The organism is Paenibacillus sp. FSL E2-0178, from assembly GCF_038593005.1.
In the GTDB taxonomy this organism is placed as follows: domain Bacteria; phylum Bacillota; class Bacilli; order Paenibacillales; family Paenibacillaceae; genus Paenibacillus_AQ; species Paenibacillus_AQ phytohabitans.
In genome coordinates this window covers 3,233,602-3,245,487 of record NZ_CP151953.1, presented here as the reverse complement: position 1 = coordinate 3,245,487, position 11,886 = coordinate 3,233,602, and the positions used below count along the sequence as shown (strand labels likewise).

The following is an 11,886-nucleotide window of genomic DNA, read 5'->3' as shown; positions in this document are numbered from 1 at the left end:
AGGAAGTGGACTAAGAGGAAATCGAAGCGCAGACGTGTCTTTGAATTAGCTGAAAGTCGGCAGAATGGAGGGGAAGAGACGCAGATGTGTTGGAATTAGCCGAAGTTGCCAGAAGGGAGTGAGGGAAGTGCGGAAGTGTGTTTAATATATCGGCCAAAGTCGGCGGATTGAAGGGACGGAGAGGTGCGAGACGGCTGAAATCTTGCAGAAAATACAACAATGTATGGTTCAAAACTACCCAGTTGCCAGAAATCCTGCAGAAAATACAACAATTTGAGGCTCAAAACTGCCAACCCGTCAGAATTCTTGCAAAAAGTACAACAATGTGGGTTCACAACCGCCAAACCGCCAAAAATCTTGCAAAAAGTACAACAATCCCGGATCTGAAGGTAACAATTCTCCAGTACTCCCGCTCCTAAAGGAAGAGTAGCTATAATTTCATCCAAAGTCGGCTGAGCGGGCAAACAGAGATGAGCCCCAACTAATTCAAGCAAGGAGCGTACTCCTGCCAAAAGGTTCACTCTGCCTCCTCTCAACCAGCCACAGAACTACTTGATCTGGCCCATGTCCAGGTTGACCCGGTAATTGCCGTATCCCAGCAGCTCATCGAGAAAAGCGGTCAGCGCTTCCTGATTCACGGTGCGTACGCGCATCCAGTAACAGCCCTCCCCGCTGATGCGGTACAGCTCCGCGACGCTCTTATGGTTCTTCGCAAAGTTCTGGAAGGGCAGATGAGCGGCGTTGGTGCTGAGAAAAACCGTAATAAAAGCATGCATATTCTGCCCGATCCGGAGCGGGTTCCAGCGGATAGTGTAGCCTTCAATAATCTCCAGCTCCCGCATTCTGCGGATACGCGCGCCAACGGCTTGGCCGGTCAGGTGAACCTCAGCTCCGATATCTTTATGGCTTAATGTAGAGTCTTCTATTAGAAGCTGTAAGATGCGGTAATCCGTATCGTCAATGAGGTAGGGTGTCATAAGTGTAATTTCCTTTCCGGGTGAAAGTAGAACAGTCTAATCTCTTTCGCGGCACAATGTATTCTTATCTGCGGCCGATTTATAATTAATTGTAGCAGAACCCAAGCACAAGTATAAGAAAGAGGTGTTTATTATCAAAATCCAACTGATCCGTCACGCCTCATTATGGCTGGAATACGGCGGCGTAACCTTTCTGGTTGATCCGATGCTGAGTGCACAGGGAGTCAATCCGCCAATTATAAATACCACGAATGAGCAGCGGAATCCGCTGGTTCCTTTACCGGGACCTGTAGAGCAGTGGCTGGAGCCGGATGCTGTGCTCGTGACCCACCTCCACCAGGATCACTGGGATGCAGCGGCGGCAGAGCTTTTGTCGCATGAGCTTCCGGTACTATGTCAGGAGGGAGATGGAGAGAAAATTACAGCGCAGGGCTTCGCCCAAGTTACAGAGATTAAAGACAGTGCGGCAGCTTCTGTGCGTGGAGTAACCCTGACGCGTACTGATGGCCGCCATGGAACGGGAGAGATCGGGGAGAGAATGGGCAAAGTCTCCGGTTTCGTATTCCAGGCGGAAGGAGAACCCGACCTGTATCTGGCGGGAGACACCATCTGGTGCGGCGAAGTCCGGCAGGTGCTTGATGATTATCACCCGGAAGTTATCGTCGTGAATGCCGGTGGGGCAAGCTTCGTAAGCGGAGGAAATATCACTATGAACGAACAGGATATTGTGGATGTATGCCATGCATCCCCGGAAGCATCCGTGATTGCCGTTCATATGGATGCCATTAACCACTGCCACGTTACCCGTGAACTGCTGAAGCTCCGCCTTGAACAAGAGGAACTGCTTAACCGTGTCGCTGTACCATTGGACGGAGAATGGGTGTAGTCCCAAGGGAATTTGTATAGTTTGAAAACGTTCTTACAATCTCTTTCGCTAAGCTTGACTAACCTAAAGAATCATGATAAATTAATCCTTGTTCATGTTAATGTTCCCTGATAGCTCAGTTGGTAGAGCACTCGACTGTTAATCGAGTTGTCACAGGTTCGAGTCCTGTTCGGGGAGCCATTACTTGGAGAGATACCCAAGTGGCTATAAGGGGACCCTCTGCTAAGGGGTTAGACTGCGTAAGCGGTGCGAGGGTTCGAATCCCTCTCTCTCCGTATAATTAATACGTAAGGAGCTCATTTTGAGCTCCTTTTTTGCATGCATCCAGTCGGGTCGTTCTGGATCATTGAACGATGCAGCTTCCCTTTTGATGTCGTAATTACATATAGTTATTGTCGCATTTATCTACTAAAAAACCTGCATGTTATATGATACCTTATAGGTAATGTCAGAATAATATATATGGAGGTGCAAGAGAATGAGCATTAGGATTGGCAAAATCAGCTTTTGGCATGTGCATGCCTGGGATTATACGAAGCAGGCTCAGGAGCATAGTGATACTGTAATCGCTGCGGTGTGGGACGAGGATGCGGAGCGCGGTAAGAAGGCTGCAGAGAACTTGAATGTTCCGTTTTTTGATTCCTTGGATGACCTGCTTGCGCAAAAGGATATAGATGCCGTTATTGTCGACGCGCCAACCTGTTTGCACCGGGAGATCATCATTGCGGCTGCCCAAGCCGGCAAGCACATCTTCACCGAAAAGGTTGTGGCTGCAACGTTGAGTGAGGTCAATGAAATCCTGTCAGAAGTATCGGAGCAGGGGGTGAAGCTAACGGTTTCCCTCCCGCGTCTAAATGATGGTTATACTTTATCGGTTCAAGAAATTCTAAACCAGGGACTGCTTGGAGAAATAACGTATGTCAGAGTCCGCTTATCTCATAATGGTGCAACTGCAAGCTGGCTTCCCGAGCATTTCTTTAGCTTGGAGCAATGCCAGGGCGGTGCCTTAATTGACCTTGGCTGTCATCCCATGTACCTGACCAGGCTCTTTCTGGGTCAAGAGGTGACCGGTGTAAGCGCGAGCTTTGGATATGTAACGGGTAAGGAAGTGGAAGACAACGCGGTGGCAACGCTTTATACCGGTTCAGGGGCTATTGGTGTGGTGGAAGCCGGGTTCGTGAATAGCTACTCACCGTTTACGATCGAGGTGCATGGAACGGAAGGAACCCTTTTATACGGAACGCCTGAAGAGAAGCTGCTCGTTAGAAGTGCTAAAGCGCCAGACAAAGGGGATTCCTGGATAGATATGCCTCTGCAAGGCCACCGGGAAAGTGCATTTCAACAATGGGTCAACCACATTCAGAGCAACACGCTTGCTGCCGAGAATATTCAAATCGCAACTGAGCTTACAAGGTTAATGGAGGCGGCGAATCTCTCCGCGAAGGCAGGCCGTGTTATCCGGTTAGCCGAATTGAACGCCTGATCACTCATCCATGAAGAGCTTAGCTTAAGCAGGAGGATTACAATGAGCCATTTTCCCTTCGGGATTATGTTTGAGAAGCAGGATATGCTTGAAAGACTGGATATTTCAATCCTGTGGGGACATTATGAAATTTCTGTTCTCCGGTTTCATTTGACCTCTTTTCCGCCGGGAAAGGTCATTGATTTCCACAACCATGCTGAGTTTGAATTTCATTTCATTCCGCGGGGCAAGGGAACGGTCATTCTTGGCGATCAGCGGTATCCTTTATCGGAAGGAATGCTCTACTTAACCGGACCGGGAGTGATGCATCGTCAGGAAGCGGACCCGGAAGAGGCGATGGATGAGTTGTGTCTGCATGTCAATATTGCGGAAAAGCTCAGAGAAGATGCGGATTCATGGGAGGTTGCGGAAGCCGAGGAATGCGTTGAGAAGCTGAGGAGGCTTCCCCCTGTACCTGCGCAGGATTATCACAGGGCTATGAGATGCTTTCTCGAAGCTTATGAGGCCTGCGACGGCAAGCTTACGGGATATTATACTTCTATTAAACATCTCGTGATCAGTATTTTATTGAAGGTAACCAGAGCTTATGATGCAGGCGGGATGGGAACCTCGGCACCGGTCCGGGATATGTTGACCTACCGCTATCAATATGCCATTCAATACATGGAAGCGAATTCTTCAGCAACTGTGACCCTGGAGAATGTGGCTGAGAAGCTGAATATCAGCTCCAGGCAGCTGCAGCGGATATTTAAGCAGATCGATCCGGATAAAACCTTCAGCCGGGTTCTTGAAGATATAAGGTTAGAGGCCGTATGCAGCAAGCTTGAGGCTAGCACTCTGCCAATCGAACAGATCGCTGAGTCCGAAGGGTTTACCAATGCGACCTATCTGCATTCGGTTTTCCGCAAGCGGCTCGGGATGACCCCGGCGGCCTACCGCAAGTCCAAAAAATTAAATTAAAAGTGAGGATGAGAGAATATGAGCAAAGTGTATCGTGTTGGAGTTATCGGATGTGGAGGCATTGCGAACGGGAAGCATCTTCCGAGCTTGAGCAGACAGGATAAGGTCCAAGTAGTTGCCTTTTGCGACATTATTAAAGAACGGGCTGATGCAGCTGCTGAACAATATGGAGGCGCAGATGCTGTGGTCTACACCGACTATCAGGAATTATTGAAGGATGCTTCTATTGATATTGTCCATGTGCTTACTCCAAATGATGCGCATGCAGATATCTCTATTGCGGCATTAGAAGCAGGAAAGCATGTGATGTGTGAGAAGCCAATGGCCAAAACAGCGGCAGATGCCAAGCGTATGGCCGAGGCGGCGAAACGTACAGGCAAGAAGCTGACGATCGGTTATGACAACCGGTTCAGACAAGACAGCTTATATTTGAAAAAGGTTTGCGAAGCAGGGGAGCTTGGCCATATCTATTATGCGAAAGCGCATGCGATCAGACGGAGAGCGGTTCCGACCTGGGGTGTTTTCCTGGATGAGGAGAAGCAGGGCGGAGGCCCGCTTATTGATATTGGAACCCACGCGCTTGATCTGACGCTCTGGATGATGGACAACTACAAACCGAAGGTTGTACTGGGTACCAAATACCATGAGCTTTCCCAGAAAGAAGAGGCTGCAAATGCCTGGGGACCATGGGATCCGAAGAAATTCACCGTGGAAGACTCCGCCTTCGGGATGATTGTGATGGAGAATGGTGCAACGATTACGCTGGAAGCGAGCTGGGCGCTGAATTCGCTTGATGTGGATGAAGCCAAGTGCAGCTTAAGCGGAACGGAAGCGGGTGCGGATATGAAGAATGGTCTCAGAATTAACGGGGAGAAGCATAGTAAGCTGTACACGAATGAAATTGAGCTCGATGCCGGAGGAGTAGCTTTCTATGAAGGGAAAACAGAGAAGGCTACGGATGTGGAATTGAGAAAGTGGATTGAAGCCATTGAAGAGGATAAAGATCCGGTCGTGACTCCTGAACAGGCTTATGTGGTCTCCCGTATTCTGGAGGCTATCTATGAATCTGCACAGACGGGTAAGGCGGTTTATTTGGACTAAACGTTAGACGGTCTGCAGACTATATCAGGCCAATAAGCTGGACCTCGCGGTGTAAGAGGTGCCAGCTTATTTGCTTTCTAGACAAATAACGACAAAAAGTCTGCTGGTTCAACCCGTTACCCCTTTAATAAATTGAAGGAGTGATGCTGTAAAGAGACAAATGTTATATTAATTGCGTGAAAATAAAGTATTGTATAAGAAAAGGAAACAAATCCTAAAACTATCCTGCTTTAAAATCCTCTGTTTTACTCCCGTTTTCTACGAATTTTTCGAAAACTAACAAAAACCTACCGAATACTACACATACCATGTTATGTAACATAACATTAAATCTTGAATTTTATATTAATTCACATAAAAATTAGTGACGACACCCAACCCTTGTGTTAATATAAATGACATCATAAAGAAATAAAAGAGAGGCAAGGCAGAGAAAGGGGAATTTTGATTATTATGGGGAAAAGGGGATGGCGATGGAGTACTTCATTCAGCAACTAATTAACGGGATTTCCGTAGGCAGTATCTATGCTCTGATCGCCCTTGGTTACACTATGGTTTACGGTATCATCAAACTGATCAATTTTGCGCACGGCGATGTATTTATGGTAGGTTCGTTCATCGGACTCTACAGTGCCAAATATCTGGCGAATGCCGGATTGCCGCCCATCGTTGTCCTGCTCTTGTCGCTGATCATTTCGATGACCATCAGCGCATTGCTCGGTATCACAATAGAGCGTCTGGCTTACAAGCCGCTTCGCAAGTCAACCCGGATTGCCGCGTTGATCACTGCGATTGGTGTATCCTTCCTGCTTGAATATACCGGAGTATTGATTCTTGGGCCTCAGGCTCAAGGCTTCCCGGATATTATGGAGAAGAAGCAATATCATCTGTTCGGTTCTTCCATCCAAGTGGAATCCAATCAGATAATGATTCTGCTAACAACGATTATTCTAATGCTTGTCCTGCAGTATATCGTCCGTTATACCAAAACCGGTAAAGCGATGCGGGCGGTATCATTCGATGTGGAAGCGGCGCGATTGATGGGGATCAACGTAGACCGTACCATTTCAGCTACATTCGCAATCGGCTCAGCGCTCGCTGCTGCTGCCGGAGTCATTTTTGGAATGACGTATAACTCAGTCGATCCTTTGATGGGCGTTATGCCTGGACTCAAAGCTTTCGTAGCTGCAGTGCTCGGGGGAATCGGAAGTATTCCTGGTGCCCTTGTAGGCGGGTTGCTGCTGGGAACGGTAGAGACAGAGATTTCTTCACTCGGATTCTCCTCATGGCGTGACGGCGTGGCATTCGCGGTACTGATTCTGATCCTTATCTTTAAACCATCCGGACTGTTTGGCAAGAATGTCCGGGAGAAAGTGTAGGAGGGAACTACCGTGAAAAATATAAATAAAAAGTTCTGGATGGGCATTATCGTTGCCCTTGCGTTCTATGGAGTCGTTAAAGTTCTTCTAACAACGGGAGTGCTAAGTGATGTGAACCAATCTATGCTGCTTCTAATTGGTGTTAACATCATGCTTGCCGTATCGCTCAACCTGATTACCGGGATTACCGGGCAGTTCTCCATTGGTCATGCCGGATTTATGTCCGTAGGCGCATACACTTCGGCGATCCTTACCCTTGACTACAACGTGCCATTCGTTCCAGCCATTATTGCAGGCGGACTCCTGGCAGCGGTATTCGGCGTATTGATCGGAATGCCTACCCTCCGGCTTAATGGTGACTATCTTGCCATCGCCACACTGGGGTTCGGTGAAATCATCCGGATTATCATGCTGAATACAGAATTCGTCGGCGGGGCTTCAGGGCTCAGCGGTATCCCTGCCAAAACAACATGGACGATGTTATTCTTCTTCACCCTGATTTCTGTGGTTCTGATTAATAACTTCATTAGATCTACACACGGCCGGGCATGTATTGCTATCCGTGAGAATGAAATTGCAGCAGAGGCTATGGGTATTAATACGACACGCTACAAAATTATCGCTTTCACCATCGGCGCCTTGTTTGCCGGGATTGCAGGCGGGCTGTCAGCTCATACGTTCTACGTTATTACACCGGGCAGTTTCAACTTCCTGAAGTCGTTTGAAATTATCGTTATGGTTGTTCTCGGGGGACTTGGCAGCACGGCTGGTTCCATCGTCGGAGCGGTGTTCGTTACCCTGCTCTACACCTACTTACGTGAATTCCCGGAATGGCGCATGATTATTTACTCCATTGTGCTCATCCTGATGATGATCTTCCGCCCGAGCGGCCTGCTGGGCACAACCAAATTCTCATTCGGCAAGTTCGGCAAAAAGGAGGCTAAGGCAAATGACGCAATCGAAGGCAGCAGTGCTCCTTGACGTTAAGGAGGCCAGCCGATCCTTTGGCGGACTTAAGGCAGTCAGTGATGTTTCCCTTCATATTGATAAAGGTGAACTGATCGGTCTGATCGGACCCAACGGTGCCGGCAAAACAACATTATTCAATCTGCTGACCGGGGTGTACCCACCCTCATCGGGCAGCATTCTTCTAAATAACGAATCCATTGGCGGGATGAAGCCTTACAAAATCAACCATAAGGGTGCCGCCCGTACGTTCCAGAACATCCGCTTATTTACGGCTATGACTGTGCTGGAGAATGTCAAAATTGCTTTTCATCAGCATGCGAAACACTCATTGTTCTCTTCTATGCTCCGTTTGCCGAAGCATTTCAAGGGAGAGGACGAAATCACTCAGAAGGCGATGGATATCCTCAAAATATTCAATCTTGCCGATCAGAGTCAAGAGGTAGCCAGCAATCTGAGCTATGGTAACCAGCGCCGCCTTGAGATTGCCCGCGCGCTTGCGGCCGGACCCAAGCTGCTGCTGCTCGATGAGCCTGCGGCCGGGATGAACCCGAACGAGACACGTGATCTGATGAATCTGATAGCCTGGATCCGTGAAGAATTCGACCTTACCATTCTGCTGATCGAGCATGATATGTCACTGGTTATGGGTGTCTGCAACCGGATTTACGTCCTGGACCGCGGTATCCTTATCGCTGACGGAACTCCGGTGGAAATCCGGAATAATCCGAAGGTTATCGAAGCGTATTTGGGACAGGAGGCGTAGAACTATGCTTACAGTACAAGGAATCAATGTTTATTACGGAGCTATTCATGCCTTGAAGGATCTCAGCATCAACGTGAAGCAGGGAGAGATCGTTACACTGATCGGTGCCAATGGCGCCGGCAAGTCAACGCTGCTCAAGACGCTTTCGGGGCTGCTTAAACCCAAGACAGGAAGTATCGAATTCCTGGATAAATCGATTGTCAATCAAAGTGTTCAAGCGATTGTTAAGGAAGGGCTGATTCATTGTCCTGAAGGACGCCGTGTCTTCGCGAATATGTCCGTTGAGGAGAACCTGGAGCTGGGTGCTTATCTGCAGGATTCCAGCAGCCTGGCAGCTGACTTCCAGAGAGTCTACAATACCTTCCCGCGTCTGCTGGAACGTAAGAAGCAACAGGCCGGAACGCTGTCCGGCGGGGAACAGCAGATGCTTGCCATGGGGCGGGCGATTATGGGTCACCCCAAGCTGCTGCTGCTGGATGAACCGTCCATGGGGCTGGCGCCGCTGCTGGTCCAGGATATTTTCAAAATCATCAAAGAAGTCAATGACGCCGGAACCACTGTGCTGCTGGTTGAGCAGAATGCACATCAGGCGCTCAAAATCGCTGACCGTGCCTATGTTCTGGAGACAGGCAGGGTAGTGCTTGAAGGAGACGCCAAGGAATTGGCCGATTCCGATGAAATCAAAATGGCTTATCTTGGTCACTAAACAGATACGCCTAACTACAGCAGCATCACAGAAACAACATATAAAAATTAATTATTCGGGAGGCTGGGAGAAACAATGAAGAAAATTGGGGCCATTATTTTGTCGACAGTACTGACTGCGGTATTAGCATCGGGCTGTGGCAACAACACAGAGAACAGCGGTAACTCTGCAAGCGGCGGAAATGCTGCCGCAGGCACAATCAAAATCGGGGCTGACCTTGAGCTCACAGGCGGTCAAGCTTCTTTCGGCGACTCCGCATCGAAGGGCGCGAAGCTGGCTGTTGATGAGATCAACGCAGCAGGCGGGATTCTTGGTAAGCAGTTGGAACTGGTAATTGCCGATAACGCTTCGAAGTCTGAAGAAGCAACGCAAGCAGCACAAAAGCTGATTACCAATGATAAGGTTGTTACAATCATTGGTGCTTCCACTTCTACCAATACGCTGGGTATCGTTCCGGTTGCTACCGAGAAGAAGATTCCACTCGTTGCAGTAGGTGCCACCAACCCTAAAGTTACTGTAGATGAGCGCAGTGGCAATGTGAATGAATATGTGTTCCGCGCAGCCTTTATCGATCCATTCCAAGGTGAAGTGATGGCGAACTTTGCAATCGACTCCCTGAAAGCCAAAAAAGCAGTAATCTATACAGATACTTCGAGTGACTACTCCAAAGGTCTGCAGAAGTTCTTCGAAGAGACCTTCAAAGCTAAAGGCGGCGAAGTGCTGAGCCAGGAGTCCTACCAACAGAAAGACTCTGACTTCAAAGCCGTTCTGACACGTATCAAAGCAGCTAACCCCGATGTAATTTACCTGCCGGGCTACTATGAAGAGGTTGGTAAAATCGTGAAACAGGCCCGTGAGATGGGCATCACCGTTCCATTCCTGGGCGGCGACGGATGGGATTCTCCGCAGCTGGCTGAAATCGCTGGTGCAGAAGCCTTGGAGAACACTTACATGTCTAATCACTACTCGCCTGAAGATACAGCTACTGAAGTAACCAGCTTCGTTGAAGCCTACAAAGCAGCTAATGGCGGTGCTGTTCCGGATGGTATGGCTGCCCTTGGTTACGATGCACTGAAGCTGGTGGCTGATGCCATCACCCGTGCCGGTGAAGCTGATCCGGCCAAAATTACAGAAGCTTTGGCAGCAACCAAAGATCTGCAGCTCGCAACAGGCAAAATTACCCTGAACGAAACACATGACCCGGTTAAAGCGGCTGTCGTTCTGAAATTCGTTGACGGTAAACAGACCTTCGAAACAAAGGTTAATCCTTAAGAAGGAAATCCGCATATACTAAGGTGAATGGAATTGGGGTTCTAAACCGCAGGAGGCCGTGCGGCCGCCTGCATCACCTTAGCTGAGAAGAGAAAGGCTCAATTCTGAGCCTTTCTTTTCGCATATCACAGGAAGGCTATGCTCACCAAACTAAGCCTGTGCTTCTGAAGCGAGTTTTGCTCACAAAACTTTTAGGGGGAATCAGCATGATTGTTGGCGTACCCGCAGAAATCAAGAATAATGAGAACCGCGTCGCCATAACCCCGGCCGGGGTAGAAGCACTCCGGAAGGCGGGGCATGAAGTGTTCGTCCAGGCCTCTGCCGGCACAGGCAGCGGCTTCGATGACCAGGAATACCTGGACAAAGGTGCTGATGTTCTGGACACCGCTGCGGAAGTCTGGGGCAAGGCGGAGATGATCATTAAAGTGAAGGAGCCTCTGCCGGAGGAATATGCTTATTTCCGCAAAGGCCTGATTCTCTTCACATACCTGCATCTGGCGCCGGAGGCGGTTCTGACCAAGGCGCTTGTGGAGGGCGGGGTGACGGCGGTAGGGTATGAGACCATCCAGCTTGAAGATGGCTCCCTGCCGCTGCTGATCCCGATGAGCGAGGTTGCCGGACGGATGGCTGTGCAGATCGGTGCCGGGCTACTGGAGAAGCCGCAGGGAGGCAAAGGCGTCCTGCTGGGCGGTGTGCCGGGAGTACAGCCTGGAGAGGTAGTGATTGTCGGCGGCGGTATTGTCGGCACCAATGCGGCGAAGATTGCCCTGGGGATGGGGGCACGCGTGACAGTCCTGGATCTGAATGCGAACCGGCTGCGGGCTTTGGATGATATTTTTGGCGGAAGGCTCGTTACAGTGATGTCGGATTCTTATCATCTTGAGCAGGCTGTCCGCAAAGCCGATCTGCTGATCGGGGCTGTACTGATTCCCGGTGCCCGTGCGCCGAAGCTGGTCAAAGAGTATATGGTGCAGCAAATGGCAGAGGGTTCTGTGATCGTGGACGTGGCGATTGATCAAGGCGGCTCGATTGAGACCATCGACCGGATTACAACCCATGAGAACCCGACCTATGTGAAGCATGGCGTGGTGCACTATGCGGTGGCCAATATGCCGGGGGCGGTCGCCCGGACCTCTACACTGGCGCTGACCAATGTGACAATCCCTTATGCGCTGCAGATTGCCAATCATGGCATTCATGTGGCTGCGGTTAACAATGCGGCGCTTGCCCGCGGCTTGAATGTGGTGGCTGGACACGTAACGAATCCCGCAGTAGCGCAGAGTCTGGGCTATGACTGCGCGGATGGAATCCGCGTCCTAGCTGCCGCTGGCGGACGTATTTAAGAAGGGGGAAATATAGTTTCGGTCTCGCGGGAAGGCGGGGCTGGGAT

The 11,886-nt window shown here is 49.7% G+C and carries 12 protein-coding genes and 2 tRNA genes; 12 read left to right on the top strand and 2 right to left on the bottom strand.

The genetic code is table 11. The annotated features are described in order from the left end of the window. Nucleotides 1-95: 95 nt before the first annotated feature. Nucleotides 96-494, bottom strand: coding sequence for a hypothetical protein (locus MHI42_RS14195; protein ID WP_342424208.1), 399 nt, complete (start codon nt 492-494; stop codon nt 96-98). 54 nt (nt 495-548) lie between these two features. After that, complete coding sequence (locus tag MHI42_RS14190; RefSeq protein ID WP_342424207.1) at nt 549-977, bottom strand: Lrp/AsnC family transcriptional regulator; 429 nt, start codon at nt 975-977, stop codon at nt 549-551. Nucleotides 978-1,110: 133 nt separating this feature from the next. Here MHI42_RS14190 and MHI42_RS14185 point away from each other — a divergent pair, with 133 nt between their 5' ends. The 12 genes from MHI42_RS14185 (at nt 1,111) to ald (ending at nt 11,839) form a co-directional block, all read left to right on the top strand. After that, nucleotides 1,111-1,863 (top strand): MBL fold metallo-hydrolase, encoded by a 753-nt coding sequence (locus MHI42_RS14185; protein WP_342424743.1) that lies wholly within the window; start codon nt 1,111-1,113, stop codon nt 1,861-1,863. Nucleotides 1,864-1,967: 104 nt separating this feature from the next. Next, a tRNA-Asn gene (locus MHI42_RS14180) sits at nt 1,968-2,043 on the top strand. Between the two features lie 6 nt (nt 2,044-2,049). Beyond that, nucleotides 2,050-2,138 (top strand) — tRNA-Ser (locus tag MHI42_RS14175). 203 nt (nt 2,139-2,341) lie between these two features. Beyond that, entirely contained in the window at nt 2,342-3,346 is a 1,005-nt protein-coding gene (locus MHI42_RS14170) for a Gfo/Idh/MocA family oxidoreductase (RefSeq protein ID WP_342424206.1), read from the top strand. Nucleotides 3,347-3,388: 42 nt separating this feature from the next. Then, entirely contained in the window at nt 3,389-4,306 is a 918-nt protein-coding gene (locus tag MHI42_RS14165; protein WP_342424205.1) for a helix-turn-helix domain-containing protein, read from the top strand. 18 nt (nt 4,307-4,324) lie between these two features. Further along, complete coding sequence (locus MHI42_RS14160; RefSeq protein ID WP_342424204.1) at nt 4,325-5,407, top strand: Gfo/Idh/MocA family oxidoreductase; 1,083 nt, start codon at nt 4,325-4,327, stop codon at nt 5,405-5,407. 473 nt (nt 5,408-5,880) lie between these two features. After that, nucleotides 5,881-6,786 (top strand): branched-chain amino acid ABC transporter permease, encoded by a 906-nt coding sequence (locus tag MHI42_RS14155; protein ID WP_039296535.1) that lies wholly within the window; start codon nt 5,881-5,883, stop codon nt 6,784-6,786. Nucleotides 6,787-6,798: 12 nt separating this feature from the next. Further along, the gene (locus MHI42_RS14150) at nt 6,799-7,767 is read left to right on the top strand and encodes a branched-chain amino acid ABC transporter permease (RefSeq protein WP_171717810.1); all 969 of its coding nucleotides are present in this window, start codon (nt 6,799-6,801) and stop codon (nt 7,765-7,767) included. Further along, on the top strand, nt 7,736-8,518 hold the full coding sequence (locus MHI42_RS14145) for an ABC transporter ATP-binding protein (RefSeq protein ID WP_171717811.1): 783 nt from the start codon (nt 7,736-7,738) through the stop codon (nt 8,516-8,518). The genes MHI42_RS14150 and MHI42_RS14145 overlap by 32 nt, the downstream gene beginning before the upstream one ends. Nucleotides 8,519-8,522: 4 nt before the next feature. After that, the gene (locus tag MHI42_RS14140; RefSeq protein WP_042134260.1) at nt 8,523-9,224 is read left to right on the top strand and encodes an ABC transporter ATP-binding protein; all 702 of its coding nucleotides are present in this window, start codon (nt 8,523-8,525) and stop codon (nt 9,222-9,224) included. 75 nt (nt 9,225-9,299) lie between these two features. Continuing rightward, nucleotides 9,300-10,496, top strand: coding sequence for an ABC transporter substrate-binding protein (locus MHI42_RS14135; RefSeq protein ID WP_042134262.1), 1,197 nt, complete (start codon nt 9,300-9,302; stop codon nt 10,494-10,496). 206 nt (nt 10,497-10,702) lie between these two features. Then, on the top strand, nt 10,703-11,839 hold the full coding sequence (gene ald / locus MHI42_RS14130; RefSeq protein ID WP_342424203.1) for an alanine dehydrogenase: 1,137 nt from the start codon (nt 10,703-10,705) through the stop codon (nt 11,837-11,839). Nucleotides 11,840-11,886: the final 47 nt, after the last annotated feature.